This is a genomic window from Modestobacter sp. NPDC049651, from assembly GCF_040659695.1.
In the GTDB taxonomy this organism is placed as follows: Bacteria; Actinomycetota; Actinomycetes; order Mycobacteriales; family Geodermatophilaceae; genus Modestobacter.
This window is the reverse complement of sequence record NZ_JBFAOG010000011.1, coordinates 54,436-70,659: the sequence shown is the minus strand read 5'-3', so window position 1 is coordinate 70,659 and position 16,224 is coordinate 54,436. Positions and strand designations below refer to the sequence as shown.

Below are 16,224 nucleotides of genomic sequence, written 5' to 3'. Positions count from 1 at the left end.
AAGCTAGGACCCCCGCCTGCTCCTGCCAACCAGGGTCGCCCTCCCGGGGACCGGAAACGAGTGTTGCGCACAATCGATGTGCACGATCGGGTGACCGCCCCCTCGCGGCGGCCCGCCCCGGGCGTCTAGCGTGCAGGACGGTGCGCACGACAAGTGCGCAGGTCCACGCGGAGGAAACGGGGATTCGTGACCAGCACTGCGTCCGGGGGAACGCCGGTCCTCGACCCGTCCGTGGGCACGATCGGACCAGCACTCGCCGCCGTCGTCACCGCCCGCGGTGACGCTGTCGCGGTGCGTGCACCCGGCGCGAGCCTGACGTTCGCCGAGCTGGGCGAGCGGACCGCCGCGGCCGCCCGCCGGATGGCCGCGCTGGTGCCCGCCGGCTCCGCGCCCGGCGCGCCGATCGCCGTGCTCGGCACCCCCTCGCCCGACCTCGTGGTCGCCGCCTTCGGTGCGCTGCTCACCGGCCGGCCGCTGGTGCTGCTCGACGCGCAGCTGCCCGCCGGCCGGCTGCAGCAGGTCCAGGACGTCGCCGGCGCCGCGCTCTGCGTGGTCGAGACCGGCATCGCCGACCGCGCCGCCGAGGTCACCTCCTCGTGGGTGCGCACCGACCTGGCCGCGGTCGCCGCCGCCGGCCCCACCGCGGAGCCGGAGTTCGAGCCGCTCCCGGTCACCCCCGGCAGCCCGGGCACCATCGTGTTCACCTCCGGCTCGACCGGCCGGCCCAAGGGCGTCGTGCACAGCCACGGGCTGCTGGTCACCGAGGCCGCGATCACCGCCCGGTACACCGGCCTCACCCCCGACGACCGCTTCGCGCTGGTGCTCCCGCCGTCGTTCAGCCTCGGCGAGCACGCGTTCTTCGGCTCGCTGCTCAACGGCCTCTCGCTGCACCTCTACGACCCCCGCGACCGCGGGCTGCGCGGCCTGGCCGACTGGCTGCGCAGCGAGCGGATCACGGTGATGACGCTGACGCCGTCGCTGCTGCGCGCCCTGGCCGGCAGCGTCCCCGCCGGCCGGCCGCTGCCCGACCTGCGGCTGGTGCTGGCCGCCGGCGAGGCGCTGCAGGGCCGCGACGTGCAGGCCGCCCGCGAGCGGCTCGGCGCCGTCACGCTCACCAACCACCTCGGGTCCTCGGAGACCGGCCAGCTCACCTTCCGGTCGGTCGCCCCCGACGAGGAGCCGCCCACCGCCGCCGTGCCGGCCGGGCAGGTCGTCGAGGAGAAGGAGATCCGGGTGCTGGGCGAGGACGGCGCCCCGCTGCCCGACGGCGAGGTCGGCCGGCTGGTCGTCGTCGCCGAGCACCTGGGCAGCTACCTCGAGCCGCTGGCCGACGACCCGTTCGGCCGCGCCGACGACGGCCGCGCCACCTTCCGGATGGGCGACCGCGGGCGCTACGACGAGCACCGCGTGCTGCACCAGCTCGGCCGCTCGGACGACGCGGTGAAGGTCAACGGCTACCTGGTCGAGCCGGCCGAGGTCGAGGCCGCGCTGCGCGCCCAGGAGGGCGTGGCCGACGCCGCGGTGGTCGCCGTCGCCAAGGAGACCGGCCCCGGCGCGATGCTGGTCGGCTACGTGGTGCCCGGCAGCGAGGAGCGCACCCCCTCCCCGGCGCAGCTGCGCCGCGGGCTGGCCGCGGCGCTGCCCAGCTGGATGCTGCCCGCCGAGCTGGTGCTGCTGCCCGAGCTGCCGCGCAACGAGCGCGGCAAGGTCGACCGCGGCGCGCTGCCCGCGCCCACCCGCCCCGCCGTCACCCCGCCGCAGGGCCGCTGGGAGGAGCTCGTCGCCGGGCTGTTCGGCCTGGTCCTGCACCGCGACGACGTCGGCCGCGAGGAGTCGTTCACCGCGCTGGGCGGTGACTCCCTCGGCGTCGAGGAGCTGCTCACCCGGTTCGGCGAGGAGCACCGGGTGGTGCTCACCTCCGCCGACGTCGCGGAGAACCCGACGGTCGCCCAGCTCGCCGCGCTCGTGGCGAGCCTGGCCGAGGGCGGCGGCGCCCGGCCGGCGACCCGGCCCGGCCACGGCAGCGTCGTCACGCTGCGCGCCTCCGGCAGCCGGCCGCCGGTGCTGTGCTTCGCCGGCGCGGGCGCGGGTGGCCAGGTCTTCCTGCCGCTCGCCGAGGCGCTCGGTCCCGACCAGCCGGTGTACGCCCTCCAGCCGCACGGGCTGGAGGAGTGGACGATGCCCGACCTGAGCATCGGCATGGCGGCCCGCCGGCACCTGCGCCGGGTGCGCGAGCTGCAGCCGGCCGGCCCGTACCGGCTGGTGGGCCACTCGATGGGCGCCCTGGTGGCGCTGCAGGTGGCCCGGCACCTGGCCGCCGGCGGCGCGGACATCGCCTCGGTCACCCTGGTCGACCCGGTGCTGCCGCAGCGCGTGGTCGACCGCGCCTGGGTCCCGGACGCCGCCCACGGCGACCGTGCCCCCGTCGCGCCGCTGCCCGGCGACGACCGGTACGGCGAGCCGCCGAACCGGTGCGAGCTGTGGCGGCGCCGGGCGCTGGCGCTGTTCGCCGGTGCGCTGCGGCCCGGGCCCACCCGGGTCGAGGGGCTGCTGGAGCTGGGCGTGCGCACCGCGCTGCTGCACCACCCGCGGGCGTGGGCGGGGCGGGTGACCGTCTACGTCAGCCACCTCAACGAGGCCAGCCTGGTGGTCTGGCGTCAGCTGCTCACCGGCGACCCCACGCTGGTGACCCTGCACGGCGAGCACAACTCGCTGCTGCGCCAGCCGCACGTCCGCCAGATCGCCCGGGCCCTCGAGGAGACCCCGCTGCGGCGTCGCTGACCGCGCCGCCCGCAGGTCTGCACAGGTTCACGGTCCTTCCCCAGCTGGGGCACAGGTTCCGGGCCGAAGGTCAGCTCATGACCACGACCTGCCCGCCCCTCCCGGACGCCGGCCTCGCTGCCCTGCCGCCCCTCGACCGGGCGCCGGTCACCACCGTGTCGGTGGTCATCGCCTGCTGGACCGAGGCCCGCTGGCCGCAGCTGGTCGCGGCGGTGCGCTCCGCGTTCGACCAGGAGCACCCGCCGCTGGAGGTCGTCGTCGCCGTCGACCACGCGCCGGCGCTGCTGGCCCGGGTGCGGCGCGAGCTGCCCGAGGTGCGCGCGGTCGGCAACACCGGCGCCCGCGGCGCCTCGGGCACCCGCAACGCCGGCGCTGCCGTGGCGCAGGGCGAGGTGCTGGCCTTCCTGGACGACGACACCCGGGCCGCCCGCGGCTGGCTCGCCGCCCTGGTCGCGGCGCTGGACGAGACCCCCCGCGCGGTCGGCGTGGGCGGCCGGGTCGCCGCCGCCTGGCCCGGCGGCACGGCGCCCCGCTGGTTCCCCGGCACGTTCCTGTGGGCGGTCGGGGTGACCTACGACGGCATGCCCGCCACGCGCGCCGTCGTCCGCAACGTGTGGAGCGAGAACATGGCCGTGCGCCGGGCGGACTTCGCCCGCGCCGGCGGCTTCCGCGACGGCTTCGGCAAGGTCGGCGCCGAGTCCCGCCCCGAGGACACCGAGCTGTGCATCCGGCTCGCCGGGACGACCGGTCGGCAGTGGCTGCACGAGCCCGGCGCCACCATCGAGCACGACGTGCCCGCCGACCGCGCCACCTGGTGGTTCCTCGTCCGCCGCTGCTTCGCCGAGGGCCGCGGCAAGGCCGAGCTGGCGGCGCTGCCCGGTGGGGCCTCGCTCGCGGAGGAGCGCGGCCACGCCCTCGGCACGATCCCGCGCGGCATGCTGCGCGACCTGGCCCGGCTGGCCGCCGGCGACGTCTGGGGCCCCGCCCGGGCCGCCAGCGCCGCCGCCGGGCTCGCCGCCGCCGCACTCGGGTACGCCACCGCCCGGGTCAGCCGCTCCTGACCGGCCGGAGGCACTCCACCGGGTGACCCCTGCGCCGCTGGTCAGGAGCCCGAACCGGCCGGAACGGTTAGGCTGGGTCATCATGTCGCCGCAGAAGCCCGCCGCCCGGCGTCCTGCCGTCCGGACACGGGTCGCCCGCCGGCTGGTCCCGCTCGTCGGGCTCCTGCTCGTGCTGGCCGCCTGCACCGGTGGCGGGGGCGGCGGCAGCAGCGACGACCTGCCCCGGGCCGGCGACGACGGTGCCGCGCCCACGCCCACCACCATGGGCCAGCGGCAGGGCTGGACGCCCCGCGGTGGCGACGAGTTCGACGCCGGCCGGCTGGACCCCACCAAGTGGCGCCTCTACGGCGGGCCCGGGGCGAACGACGTCGGCTGGCGGGACCCCAGCGCGGTCTCGGTCGCCGACGGCATGCTCACCATCACCGCCCAGGGCGACGTCTCCGGAGGCCTGGCCTGGAAGGCGCAGCCGGCCACCACCTACGGCAAGTGGGAGTTCCGCGCCCGCGTCGAGGCCGGCACCGGGTACGCCCCGGCGATCCTGCTGTGGCCGGACTCCGACGTGTGGCCGGAGGACGGCGAGGTCGACGTCATGGAGATCCCGGCCGGCGACCGGCAGGTCAACCACACCACGGTGCACTTCGGCGCGGACGACATGCGCGAGGAGTCGATGAGCGCCGGCGACTTCACCCAGTGGCACACCTACGCCGTCGACTGGCAGCGCGACCGGATCAGCGTCTACCTCGACGGCGAGCCGGTCTTCGAGACCACCAACCCGGCGGCCGTCCCGCACGGCCCGATGCACCTGGCCATCCAGCTGGACGTCGGCCCGCAGGGCACCTGGATCCCCGCCCCCGACGAGACCACGCCGGCCTCGGTGCGCCTGGACGTGGACTGGGTGCGGATGTACCGGTGAGCACCGCGTCCGCCCCGCCGGCCGAGCAGGACGCCCCGGCACCCCGCCCGCGCCGGCACCCGGTCCGGCTGCTCGCCACCTGGCTGGGGGTGCTCTTCGGCCTGGCTGCGCTGGCCGGCATCGGCGCCCACCTCCACCTGGCCGGCAGCAACTGGGGGGTCGCGCTCGGCGCGTTCTCGCCGTACCTCATGGCGCTGGCCCCGCTCGGCGCGGTGCTGCTGCTCGCCGCCCGGCGGTGGGTCCTCGGGGTGGCCGCGGGAGTGCTGACAGCGGTCGTGGCCACCGTGCTCGCCCCCACCTACGCCGGCGACCCGGCCGAGGCGCGCGGACCGGTGCTCACCGTGCTCACCGCCAACGTGCGGCTGGGCCAGGCCGACCCCGCCGACCTGGTCGCCGAGGCGCGCCGCGCCGGCGCCGACGTGGTGCTGCTGCAGGAGCTGACCCCCGGCCTGCGCGACGGGCTCGCCGCCCGCGGGCTGGACGAGCTGCTGCCGCACAGCCTGGTCGAGCCCGGCCCGGGCGCCGACGGCATCGGGCTGTGGAGCCGCTTCCCGCTCACCGACCAGCAGCGCGACCACCTGACCTTCCCGTACGTCTCCGCCCGGCTCGACCTCGGCGCCGGCCGGCCCGCGCCGACCGTGCTGGCCTTCCACGCCGCCGGGCCCTGGCCGCAGCCGGCCGACGAGTGGGTGCGGGACATGGCGAAGCTGCCCGACGTGCTCGACCGGGTCGCCGCCGCGGGCGGGGGAGCGCCGGTGCTGGTCGGCGGTGACTTCAACGCCACCTGGGGCAACGCCCAGTTCCGGGCGCTGCTGCAGGACGGGTACCGCGACTCCGCCGAGCAGCTGGGCGCGCAGTGGACGGCGACCTACCCCGCCGACCGGGCGGTGCCGCCGCTGATCGGCATCGACCACCTGCTGGTCCGCGGCGCCGGTCCGCAGTCGCTGCACACGGTGCAGGTAAGCGGCTCCGACCACCGTGGCCTCGTCGTCCGGGTGGCGCTGCCCGGCTGAGCCGGGCGCCCGGCTCAGCCGGGCACGACCTCCGGACGCCGGTGGCCCGGGTCGTCGACCCGCACGACCGCGGCCGGGTTGCCCACGCACACGCCCCAGGCGGGGACGTCGCGCAGCACCAGCGCCAGCGCGGCGACCCGGGCGTGGTCGCCCACGTGCAGGCCGCCCACGACCACGCAGCCGGCGCCGAACTCGACGCCGTCCCCGGCGCTGGCGACGCCCTTCTCGGTGCCGTCGCGGCGGACGACGTTGCCGATGGTCACGTTCTGCCGGAGCACGCAGTCCGCACCCAGCCGGACGCCGGGGTTGAGCACGATGCCGTGCGGGTGGAACAGCCGCAGCCGGGGGCCCACCTCGAGCCCCGGCGGCAGCTCGATGCTCCAGAACAGCGAGGTGAACAGCGAGTAGAAGGCGGCGTACGCCCGGCCGGGCAGCCCCCAGTGCCGGGCCGCCCACTGCGCCGACCGGAACCACAGCAGCACCAGGCGGGAGTCCAGGTACCCGGCGTTGACCGCCCAGTCCTGGGTCACCCAGCGCCGGAGGCCGCCGTCCCGGCCGGCGCCGGTCACTGCCCGGTCCCGACGTACTGGAAGACCACCGCGTCGGCGGTGCGGTGCACCGTGGTCCAGCCCGGCGCGTCGGCGAGGGTGCGCTCGAGCGCCTGCAGCGAGCCGTCGGGCAGCAGGCCGTAGTACTTGGTGTACTCGATCTGCCCGGTGCTGATCAGCAGGTACGGGCGCTCGCCCTGGGTGGCCATGAAGGCGTCGACCTCGGCCAGCGCGCTCTCGTCGAGCATCCGGCCGCTGAGGAAGGCGTTGCCGATCAGGTCGGGGTCACCGCCGGACGAGCGGACGCCGAAGTCGTTGTAGTCGCCCGAGAGCCGGCCCGGCCCGTTCTGCGCGCCGACGACGATCATCCGGCCCTTCTCGCCGTTCTCGTACAGCCACTGGGTGGCCTGCACCTCGTTGCGCGGGAACGTCGTCCACGCCAGCGTGCCGTGCAGGCCCTGGATGCTGGCCAGCGAGGCGCCCACCAGGAACAGCGCGAGCAGCGGGAGCACGACCTTCCGCCAGCGCAGCCGCAGCGCGGCCTGGGCGATGAGGAACGCGGTGAACGGCAGCGAGAACAGGTACACGCGGTAGATGGCCTCACCGCCGTAGCTCTGCCCGGCGAGGATGAGGAACGGCGCGAACGCCAGCGCGGCCGGCAGCAGCACCCGGCCCGGCCGTCGCCACGACGACACCGCCGCGGCCGCACCGAGCAGCCACACGCCCAGCGCCAGCAGCGAGGAGACCTGGCTGGTGAACACCTGGCCCGGGGTGCCGGAGGTGGCGGTGACCACGCCGCCGGCGTTCTCCCAGAACTTGAGGCTGTCGAGCAGGCCGTACGCGCTGTTGATGAACTCCAGCCGCGGCGCCAGGTAGGCCGCCGCGATGACCAGCACGCCGACGACCGCCCAGCGGGGCTGCACCAGCCCGAGCACGGTGATCAGCACCAGCCCGGCCACCACGATGTAGGGGGAGAGCTGGTGGGACACGGTGAGCGCGAACGTCACGACGTACAGCGCCACGAGCGCCCGGCCGCGCGCCCGCCGCGTCGTCGCCGGGACCTCCTCCGCGCCGCGCACCGACCACGCCTTCACCGCGCGCAGCCAGCGCGGCCCGCGCCGCCAGGCGGTGGGGGTGCGGCGCAGCCAGGCGACGACGACCAGGTAGATGCCGAGGCTCAGCTGGAATGCGAACGCCTGCGGGGAGAGGTAGGAGGTGCCCACCCACAGGCCCGCGTGGAAGAGGAACACGGTGAGGAAGGCGACCCGCCGGTCACCGGACAGGTGCCGGGCGATGGCGTACATCGGCACGCACGCGATCAGGCTGAAGAACAGCGGTGCCCAGGTGGCCAGGGTCAGCGTGCTGACGCCGGTGAGGTCGGCGACCGCCGCCACCGCGGTGAACAGCGCCGGCCACTGCTGGTAGATGTCGCGCGGGTCGGTGACCCCGTGGCCCTGCAGGAAGTACTCGACGACCCCGATGTGCTTGAAGGTCCAGGCGTACTCGGGCATCGGGTACAGCACCGGCACGGTGCCGTCGAGCACCAGCACCAGCCCGACCACGCCGGCGGCGAGCACCAGGAAGCGCCGCCGGTCGGCGAGCTCGGCGACGAAGCCGACGCAGATCAGCGCCAGCCCGGCGTAGAACAGCGGGCCGACCATGCCCAGCAGGCCGTAGTCGGAGCGGGTCGCGGTGTCGACCTCGGGCAGGCTGACCGCCCAGGCGGCGATGCCGGCGAGCACCAGCAGCGGCGCGATCGCCCGGCGGAAGAGCCCGGGCCGGGACGCCGGCGACGTCGCGGCGTCGGGGGTGCCGGGCGGGGTGCCGTCGGCCGGGCCGGTCAGCGCCTCCGGGGGCAGGGTGCGGGTCATCGGGCCGCCCGCCGGGTGCGGGCCCAGGCCACGGCGACCGAGACGACGGTCGCGGCGGCGAGCCCGAGCAGCAGGACGGTCGGCGACCAGTCGTTCAGCCAGGCCATGACCGCGGTGCCGATGGCCCACACGGCCAGCGACAGCACGTTGGTCAGCGCCCACGTCGTCGACGGCCGGGTGACGGGCACGTGCACCAGCACAGCGGCACCCGGGCCGGCGCAGACGAACGCCAGCACGGTCACCAGCCGCAGCCAGGACGGGGCGTCGGCGAGCACGGCGGCGCTGGAGAGCACCGCCGTCGCCAGCCCCGTCGCGGCGACCAGCCGGCGGGTGGACCGGTCGCTGACGACCGGCGGGGCGGGGTCCTCGCGGACCGCGGTGGTGGTGCTCATGCTGTTGCCTTCCGTGCTCGCTGCTCGCTGCCGGTGACCTCGCGGATCCGGCGGGCCGGGATGCCGGCGTACACGCCGCCCGGCGCGCAGTCGCCGGCGACCACTGCGCCGGCGGCCACGATGACGTCGTCGCCGATCGTCACGCCGGGCAGGACCATGGCGCGGGCGCCGATCCAGACCCGGTCGCCGATCCGCACCGGCAGGCCGGTGGCCTCCTGCTGCCAGCCGTCGGGGGCCCGGTGGTCGGAGGTGATGAACAGGGCCTGCATGCCGATGGCGCAGTCGACGCCGAACTCGACCGGCGCCACCGCCTCGATGTAGCAGCCCAGGTTGAAGTAGGTGCGCGCGCCGATCCGCACGTTGCGCGGGTCCCCCTCGACCCGCAGCATCGGGCTGATCGCGTAGGTGTCGACCTGCATCCCGCCGGCCTGGTAGAGCGAGCGGCGCAGCACCTTGGGGACGGCGAAGGACGCCGCCACGCGGTTGAACCACAGGTTCCGGGCGAAGATGCGCCCGTCGAGCCGCAGCGACTCCAGCAGGAGGCGCAGCGACGCCGACGGCGACCGCTCGCCCGGCTCGGGGGCCGGGTGGATCACGAAGAGCTCCCAGGGGACGGAGCCGGGACCGGCTCGACGGGCGGGACGGTGCCGGGGTCGAGCGGCGGCTCGAGCACGGCGGTGGCCGTCGCGGCGGCGTCGTCGGCGCGCGTGACGAGCTCCCGGTGGAACCGGATGCCGGTGGGCAGGACGGCGAGGGCGGTGACCGCCTCGCACGCCAGGTAGAGCACCGCGAGGCCCTCGATGCCGAAGTCCGGCAGGCCGACGGCGGTGACGGCGAGGAACACCACGGTCTTGACCGCGAGCGAGGTGACCAGCGGGGTCAGCTTCTTGCGGGCGACCGAGAGCGCGGTGAACAGCACGAAGCCGGCGCTGAAGGGGAACGTCAGCGCGATGAGCCGGAGCACGGTGGCGCCCTCGTCGGCGTAGCCGGTGCCCAGCAGCTGCAGGATCAGCGGGGCGCCGAGCGCCACGACCACGCAGGCCAGGGCGCTGACCAGCGCGGTCAGCCGGATCGACCGGCGGATCAGCCGGTGGAACGAGGTGGCGTCGGCGGCGTACTCGACGACGAACGCCATCGCGATGTTCCAGATCAGCGTGCCGAACGAGACCCCGATGAACCAGGGGATGTAGAAGTACGCCGCCGCCTCGCTGCCGAGCGCGGAGGAGACCAGCACCGGCGGCAGCAGCGTCACGCAGCTGGCCAGCGCGCTGGCCGCGTAGTCGCCGGCCACGAAGCTGCGGATCGACCGCCAGCGCAGGTCCGCCGAGGAGGTCGCCCGCGCGGTGTGCCGCGGCACCAGCCGGCGGAAGACGAAGGTGTTGACCGCGCCGACCGCGAGCAGGGTGGGCAGCACCAGCGCGGCCAGCGCGCCCCACTGCTGGGAGAGCGGGACGAACGCGAACAGCAGGCCCACCCGGAGCAGTCCCGCGGCCAGGTTCTCCAGCGGCACCCACATGGCGCCGCCGAGCGCGGTCAGCGCGCCGTCCTGCACCAGGAACAGGGCGTAGCAGAGCGTGCCGCCGATGAAGACCAGCGGGACGAACCAGTCGTGGCCCAGGGTGTCACTGCCGAACCCGAGGGTCAGGAAGACCAGGGTCGCGACGAAGCCGGTGCTCAGCGACAGCCCGTAGGCGCGGGCGATGAAGCCCCCGGTGGCCCGGCCGGCGGTCGGGACGAACCGGAGCAGCACGCTGACGATGTTCAGCTGGGCGAGGCCCGCGAGGAAGGTGATCGCCGACAGCGCGGAGGACGCCTGGCCGACCGACGCCGGCGGGAGCACCCGGGCGGCGACGATCCAGAACACCATGCCGGAGAGGGCGGTGAACACCGTCGAGGCCATCAGCGCCAGGGCGTTGAGCTCCATGGCGCGCTTCTTCGGCGGCGCCGCGTGCGCGGGGGTCACGGGCGGGTCACCTCCCGGGAGGCGCGGCGGGCCCGCAGGTAGGCGCCGGGGCCGGCGAGCATGCCGCGCACCCGCAGCCGGCCGAGTTCCGGCGGCAGGCCCTCGAGCAGGGTGGTCACGCCCGGGTCGCGGCGGCCCAGCCGGCCGCGCAGCACGGTGGCGGCGGCGTGCGCCAGGCCGGCGACGTGCCGCGCGTCGCGGACGACCAGGGCGGTGAGCAGGGCGGTGAAGCCGATGCCGTAGCCGGACATCTGCGCGGCCAGCTCGGCGTCGGTGCGCCGGTGCACGTGGCTGGTGACGGCGGCCGGCTCGTAGCCGAGCGACCGGCCGGACAGCAGCATCCGCACGACCATGTCGACGTCCTCGCCGCCGCGGGTCGGGGTGCCGGTGCCCAGCGCCTCGTCGAAGGGGCCCTCGGCGCGCAGCGCCGCGGTGCGGAAGGCCATGTTGGCGCCCATGAAGGTGCCCAGCTGGTACAGCGAGTGGGCGCGGACGACGCCGCCGTCCCGCCGGACCTGCACCCGGAAGCGGGCCGGCCGCCAGATCCCGGCGCGCGGGCGCTCCAGCGCGAAGGTCTCCGGCTCCAGCACCTTGGCGGTGCCGCCGCTGTGGTGCTCGAAGACCTCCTGGGCGGGGGTCTCCAGCTCGCTCGGCAGCACCAGGCCGCCGACGCCGGCCAGCTCGGGCTGCCCGGCGAAGCGCTCGGCCAGCGCGCGCACCCAGCGGGCGTCTACCTCGACGTCGTCGTCGGTGAAGGCCACGACGTCGCCGGCGGCCTCGGCCACGCCGCGGTTGCGGGCGGCGGAGATGCCGGGGACCGGCTGGCGCAGCAGCCGCACCCGCGGGTCGGCGAGCTCCGGGACGCCGGCGACGACGTCGTCGGAGCTGCCGGCGGGCCGGTTGTCGACGACGAGCACCTCGGCCGGCGGCACGTCCTGGGCCAGCAGCGTGCGCAGGCAGCGGGACAGCCCATCGGGCCGCTGCAGCATCGTGGGGATGACGACGGAGACGCTGGGCAGCGCGGCGGTGGGGGTCTCCGGGAGCTCGGGCAGCGCGGGGGCCTGGGCCAGCGCGGCCGCGCGGGCGGCGGGGTCCATCGCCTCGGGCAGCGGGAGGATCAGCAGGGCGACCGGCCGGCCGGCGCGCCAGGCCACGAGCAGGGCCGCGGCGTACCGCGCCGCGTCGTCCGCGGTGAGGTCGGGAGCGGCGCCGTCGACGTCCCACCGGACGACCGTCGTCGGCCGCCAGCCGGCCGGCGTCGGGAGCGCGGGCGCCGGGGCGGGGGTGCGGCGGTCCAGCCGGCGCTGGCGCAGGTAGGCGGCCGGGCCGCGCTTCATGCCGGCGCGGTTGGCGACCAGCAGGTCGGCCGGGAAGTCCTCGGCCAGCCCGGAGACCCGCAGGCTCGACGAGCTGGTCATGTCGCGCAGCGCGCGGCCGGCGAGCAGCGCCAGCCGGACCAGCACCAGCGGCGAGTCGACGACCAGCGACGTGTAGAAGGCGGTCAGGCCGGTGCCGTAGCCCTCCATCTGCTTGCGCAGGCCCGCCAGGTCGCTGCGGTGGAAGTGCCGGGTGACCGCGGTCGGGCGGTACAGGGTGGCGCCACCGGCACGCAGCAGGTCGGTGAAGACCCGGGTGTCCTCGGCGCCGTGGGTCAGCGTGCCCGCGCCGAGCGCGTCGTCGAAGCCGACCCGGCGCAGCGCGGCGGTGCGGAAGGCCATGTTCGCGCCGACCCCGAAGGGCGGCAGCGGGTACAGCGGGCTCTGCCGGTCGTCGCTGCCGCGGCCGAAGTCGGCGGGGGTGAAGCCGCGGCCCTTGCTGTGGCCGCCGAACTGCTCGAACCAGACCTGCGCCCGGGTGGCGAGCTCCGCGGGGACGACGAGGCCGGAGACGGCGTCGGCGTCCGGCCGCTCGGCCATCGCCCGGGTGAGCTCCGACAGCCACAGCGGGTCGGCGATCTCGTCGTCGTCGATCCAGGCCACCACCTCGCCGGCCAGCGGCTGGCGCAGCGCGTGGTTGCGCGCCCGGGACAGGCCCGGCTGCGGCTCGACCGTGTAGTGCACGTCCAGCCGGCCGGCGAACGCGGCGACGGCGTCGCGGGTGGCCGAGGTGACCGGCGCGTTGTCGACCACCCACACCTCGAAGTCCGGGTGGTCCTGGCGGGTCAGGCTCTCCAGGCAGGCGGCCAGCGCGTCGGGCCGCTCCCGGGTGCAGATGACCACGGTGGCCCGGGTCGCGGTGGCCAGGTACCGGGCGTGCCGGTCGGCGAAGCCCCCGGCCGCGGCGCGGCGGCGGCGCACCTGGTCGCCCCAGCGGACGTCGAGCAGGGTCTGCACCTCGGCGGCCGGCAGCCCCTCCGCCGGCAGCCGGACCACCTCCCAGCCCAGCGGCTCACCGTCCAGGCGGACCAGCAGCCAGGCCTCGTCGGCGGTCGCGCCGTCGGCGGCGGTGCGCGGCAGGGCCGGCGCCGGGCCGGACAGCTCCACGTCCAGGACGTGCGCAGCGACGGGGTGCCCCTGCGTCGTGCGGTCGTCCAGCGCGGTCATGCCCTGCGGCTCCGTCCCCGAGGTCGTCGTCACGTCAGCTCCCGGTGGAGGACGTGCTTCGCGGTCCGGCGGGCCAGCCGCCAGGCCGGCGCGGCCACCCGCTTCACGTGCGGCGCCAGGCCCGGCTCGCCGTCCCGGACCAGGTCGGTGAAGGCGTCCCCGGTGACGCCCGGCCGAACGTGCAGACGAGGAAGAAGGTATGCGTCGTCGCTGGACGCAGCCACCCTCCGGCCGACGATGCACCCGTTCGAGTACCCGGCCGCGCGCACCGCGGCGGCGACCCGGCGGCTGGCGTAGCCGTGCGGGTAGCAGAACGAGTCGACCCGCAGGCCCAGCGCGTCCTCGATCGCCTTCTTGCTGTCGACGATCTCCACCCGCAGCTCGGCGTCGGACAGCACGTCCATCGTCCGGTGGTTGACCGAGTGGCTGCCGATCTCGACCCCGGCGGCGGCCACGTCGGCCAGCTCCGCCCAGCTCAGCCGCGAGCCGTGCGGGTCGTCCTCGGCCAGCCGGAGGCCGACGTCCCCCGTCGGGACGTACATGGTGGCCCGGGCGCCGACCCGCTGGAGCACCTCGACGGCGTTGAGGAAGTCCAGCAGGCCATCGTCGAAGGTCACCCCGACCACGCGCGCCGCGGGGTCCGCGGCGCGCAGCGCGAGGGCCTCGGTGAGGCCGACCAGCTGCCAGCCGTCCGCGGCGAGCGCGCACAGCTGGTCCTCGAGCTCGGCGACCGGCACCTTGTGCACGTCCGGCTCGGCCGGCGGGCTCGCCGGGACGCCGTGGTACATCAGCACCGGCATCTTCCAGCGGGCCCGCGGGCCCGCCGAGCTGCGGGTCGCGGCGGTCACGCGCCCGCCTCCTGCCGGGTCGGCTCCGACTCGGCGGCCAGCCCGATCAGCGACACCGTGTTCGGCGCGGGCTGCGGCGCCGGCTGCGCGGCCAGGACCTGCTTGGCGCCGGCCGGGCGACGGGCCTGCCGGACGGCGGCGCTGAGGTAGCCGAACCCGGCCGCCCCGATGCCGAGCACGATGGCCGCGGCGCGGGCCGGGCCGCCGAGGTCACCGCGGAACACGGCGAGCAGGTTGCGGGCCACGCCCCGGGTCACCATGGTGCGGACGAAGGCCGCCTCCTCGTCGAGCACCTCGTTGCCCTGCTGCGACAGCGCGGACATGGTCCGCTTGCCGGCGCCCTCCAGCCAGTTGCGGCGGAGGAAGAAGGCGAAGGTGCGGCGCTCCGGCGGCACCTCGTGGGACACGACGGCGGCCGGCACGAACCGCCACCGGGCGCCCGGGCCGCGCAGCGCGTTCATCCGCAGGCACAGCTCGGTGTCCTCCGGCTGCGAGGCGTTGCCGACCTTGCCGAAGCCGGCCGCGAAGCCGCCGGCGGCGAGGAAGTCCTCCCGGCGGACGGCCATGTTGCCGCCCCACACGTTGCGGACGTCGGTCGGCGCGGGCCGCGGTGCGGTGCCGCCGACGGTCCAGGAGAACTCCTCCGGGAACCAGCGCGGGGTGCCACCGGGCCAGCGGGCCTCGACGGCGCCGCCGAGACCGACCGCCGACGGGGCGTCCTCGTAGGCGCGGACCAGCTGCTCGATCCAGTCCGCCTCGGCCGCCTCGTCGTCGTCCACGAACACGACCAGCTCGCCGGTGGCCAGCTCGGCCCCGGTGTTCCGGCCGCCGGAGGCGCCCTGCCCGTACTTGTTGGCGACCACCCGCACGCCGGTGCCCAGCGCCCGGCGCAGCCGCTCCAGCAGCAGGTCGTTGTGGTCGACGACGACCACGACCTCGGCCGGGTGGGTCTGCGCCTGCACCGACCGGACGGCGCCGACGATCTCGCCCCAGCGCTGCTCGGTGAAGCAGGGTATGACGACCGACACCGAGGTCACGCGACACCCCGCTGCTGGCCGGCGACCTCGTTGTGCGCGGCGCCGAGCAGGTCGGAGACCGTGTTCCCGGCGTCGTGCAGCACGGTGTTCGGCTGGAGGACGGTGTTCGGCTGCACGCTGAACTCGGCCTCGAGGCGGGCGGCGTCCTGCAGCTCCTGGGCCCGGCGGCGGTTGACCGCGGTGCCCCGGCCGATGCCGTTGAACCGCTCCACCAGGAGGGCGCGGAGCACGCGCATGCCGTCCCGCCAGGTGTTGAGGTTGCTCTCGCCGTGGATGCGCTCGAACTCGAAGCTCGGCACCTCGGAGATCAGCAGGCCGGCCTTCGCGACGCGGGTGTTGATGATCGTCTCGATCTCGAACCCGTCACCCCACAGCTTGCCGTCCTTGCCGACGTCCGACGGGTCCAGCTGCAGCACCGGCAGGCAGTGCGCCCAGAAGGCGTTGTAGCCGTAGCAGAGGTCGGTGTACGAGGTGCCGAACAGGACGTTCACCGCGCGGTTGAGCCAGCGGTTGCCCCAGGCGCGGGTGGCGGTGATGTCCGAGCTGCCGCCGCCCCCGGCGAACCGGGTGCCCTTGGCGAAGTCGGCGCCCTCGGTGAGGGCGGCGACGTAGCGGGCGATCTCCCGCGGGTCGGCCGAGCCGTCGGCGTCGAGCATGACGATCACGTCACCGGTCGCGGCGGCGAAGCCGCAGGCCAGTGCGTTGCCCTTGCCGCGGCGGTTCTGCCGGACGATGACCACGTCCGAGCGCAGGGACTGGGCCATCTCGATGGTGCCGTCGACGCTGCGGCCGTCGACGACGATCACCTCGTGCAGGTCGTCGGGCAGCAGGCCGAAGACGTGCGGGAGGTTCTTGGCCTCGTTGTAGGTCGGGATGATCACGCTGATGCGCGGCGTCATGGTGGTGCGGGCCGTGCTCTCGTGGGGGGCCATGCCGGTCCTCTCTTCGAAAGACGGGTCCGGTTTCGCCACTGCTCACCGTCGGGCATGCGGCGACCAGGTCGCCCGACGGGTCATAGCTACCCGTGTTGCTGTTGTGTGTTCGGCGCTCGGTGCGGTCGTGGACGGTTCACCGGCGCGGGTGGGACGTAGGTCACATCGCGGGCTCCCGCTGGCCCGGCCTGCTTCGACACTACGCAGAGTCACGCGCACGAGGTCATCCCGCGGAGGGAGACCCACCCGGTCGTGTGACCGGGCCCCTGGATCGGGTGACATGCCGACGACGACGGTCGCCGGCCGGCGCGGACCCACCGGC

General features: G+C 75.8%; 13 protein-coding genes. 4 read left to right on the top strand and 9 right to left on the bottom strand.

The annotated features are described in order from the left end of the window. Positions 1 to 153 precede the first annotated feature (153 nt). From AB0J00_RS15700 to AB0J00_RS15685, 4 genes are all read left to right on the top strand, one after another. Positions 154 to 2,781 carry an alpha/beta fold hydrolase gene (locus AB0J00_RS15700; protein ID WP_357746157.1) on the top strand — a complete coding sequence of 876 codons (2,628 nt, stop codon included), beginning with the start codon at positions 154 to 156 and terminating at the stop codon, positions 2,779 to 2,781. A gap of 77 nt (positions 2,782 to 2,858) precedes the next feature. Further along, positions 2,859 to 3,842: a glycosyltransferase family 2 protein gene (locus AB0J00_RS15695; protein ID WP_357746155.1), complete on the top strand. Its 984-nt coding sequence runs from the start codon at positions 2,859 to 2,861 to the stop codon at positions 3,840 to 3,842. 82 nt (positions 3,843 to 3,924) lie between these two features. Continuing rightward, entirely contained in the window at positions 3,925 to 4,755 is an 831-nt protein-coding gene (locus tag AB0J00_RS15690; RefSeq protein ID WP_357746152.1) for a glycoside hydrolase family 16 protein, read from the top strand. After that, a complete protein-coding gene (locus tag AB0J00_RS15685; RefSeq protein WP_357746149.1) occupies positions 4,752 to 5,768 on the top strand; it encodes an endonuclease/exonuclease/phosphatase family protein in 1,017 nt (338 codons plus the stop codon). Before AB0J00_RS15690 ends, AB0J00_RS15685 begins: the two co-directional genes overlap by 4 nt. A 14-nt stretch (positions 5,769 to 5,782) precedes the next feature. Here the strand turns inward: AB0J00_RS15685 and AB0J00_RS15680 are convergent, their stop codons facing one another. Genes AB0J00_RS15680 through AB0J00_RS15640 form a run of 9 tightly spaced genes read right to left on the bottom strand, consistent with a single transcriptional unit; the run spans position 5,783 to position 15,902 of the window. Beyond that, positions 5,783 to 6,337 carry a serine acetyltransferase gene (locus tag AB0J00_RS15680; protein ID WP_357746147.1) on the bottom strand — a complete coding sequence of 185 codons (555 nt, stop codon included), beginning with the start codon at positions 6,335 to 6,337 and terminating at the stop codon, positions 5,783 to 5,785. Beyond that, entirely contained in the window at positions 6,334 to 8,187 is a 1,854-nt protein-coding gene (locus AB0J00_RS15675) for a hypothetical protein (RefSeq protein ID WP_357746144.1), read from the bottom strand. Before AB0J00_RS15675 ends, AB0J00_RS15680 begins: the two co-directional genes overlap by 4 nt. Further along, positions 8,184 to 8,579: a hypothetical protein gene (locus tag AB0J00_RS15670; RefSeq protein WP_357746141.1), complete on the bottom strand. Its 396-nt coding sequence runs from the start codon at positions 8,577 to 8,579 to the stop codon at positions 8,184 to 8,186. Before AB0J00_RS15670 ends, AB0J00_RS15675 begins: the two co-directional genes overlap by 4 nt. After that, positions 8,576 to 9,175, bottom strand: a complete 600-nt coding sequence (locus tag AB0J00_RS15665) for an acyltransferase (RefSeq protein ID WP_357746138.1) — start codon at positions 9,173 to 9,175, stop codon at positions 8,576 to 8,578. The genes AB0J00_RS15670 and AB0J00_RS15665 overlap by 4 nt, the downstream gene beginning before the upstream one ends. Next, entirely contained in the window at positions 9,172 to 10,542 is a 1,371-nt protein-coding gene (locus AB0J00_RS15660; RefSeq protein ID WP_357746135.1) for a lipopolysaccharide biosynthesis protein, read from the bottom strand. The genes AB0J00_RS15665 and AB0J00_RS15660 overlap by 4 nt, the downstream gene beginning before the upstream one ends. Continuing rightward, positions 10,539 to 13,118 carry a glycosyltransferase gene (locus AB0J00_RS15655; RefSeq protein ID WP_357746133.1) on the bottom strand — a complete coding sequence of 860 codons (2,580 nt, stop codon included), beginning with the start codon at positions 13,116 to 13,118 and terminating at the stop codon, positions 10,539 to 10,541. Before AB0J00_RS15655 ends, AB0J00_RS15660 begins: the two co-directional genes overlap by 4 nt. After that, the gene (locus tag AB0J00_RS15650; protein WP_357746130.1) at positions 13,115 to 13,933 is read right to left on the bottom strand and encodes a polysaccharide deacetylase family protein; all 819 of its coding nucleotides are present in this window, start codon (positions 13,931 to 13,933) and stop codon (positions 13,115 to 13,117) included. Before AB0J00_RS15650 ends, AB0J00_RS15655 begins: the two co-directional genes overlap by 4 nt. After that, positions 13,930 to 14,970, bottom strand: a complete 1,041-nt coding sequence (locus AB0J00_RS15645) for a glycosyltransferase family 2 protein (RefSeq protein WP_357746128.1) — start codon at positions 14,968 to 14,970, stop codon at positions 13,930 to 13,932. Before AB0J00_RS15645 ends, AB0J00_RS15650 begins: the two co-directional genes overlap by 4 nt. Further along, complete coding sequence (locus tag AB0J00_RS15640) at positions 14,967 to 15,902, bottom strand: glycosyltransferase family 2 protein (protein WP_357746125.1); 936 nt, start codon at positions 15,900 to 15,902, stop codon at positions 14,967 to 14,969. The genes AB0J00_RS15645 and AB0J00_RS15640 overlap by 4 nt, the downstream gene beginning before the upstream one ends. Positions 15,903 to 16,224: the final 322 nt, after the last annotated feature.

What these genes read in the sequence shown, in the direction of transcription:
- AB0J00_RS15675 (WP_357746144.1), bottom strand. Translation starts at nt 8,187, where the DNA reads ATGACCCGCACCCTGCCCCCGGAGGCGCTGACCGGCCCGGCCGACGGC.
- AB0J00_RS15690 (WP_357746152.1), top strand. Translation starts at nt 3,925, where the DNA reads ATGTCGCCGCAGAAGCCCGCCGCCCGGCGTCCTGCCGTCCGGACACGG.
- AB0J00_RS15670 (WP_357746141.1), bottom strand. Translation starts at nt 8,579, where the DNA reads ATGAGCACCACCACCGCGGTCCGCGAGGACCCCGCCCCGCCGGTCGTC.
- AB0J00_RS15695 (WP_357746155.1), top strand. Translation starts at nt 2,859, where the DNA reads ATGACCACGACCTGCCCGCCCCTCCCGGACGCCGGCCTCGCTGCCCTG.
- AB0J00_RS15640 (WP_357746125.1), bottom strand. Translation starts at nt 15,902, where the DNA reads ATGGCCCCCCACGAGAGCACGGCCCGCACCACCATGACGCCGCGCATC.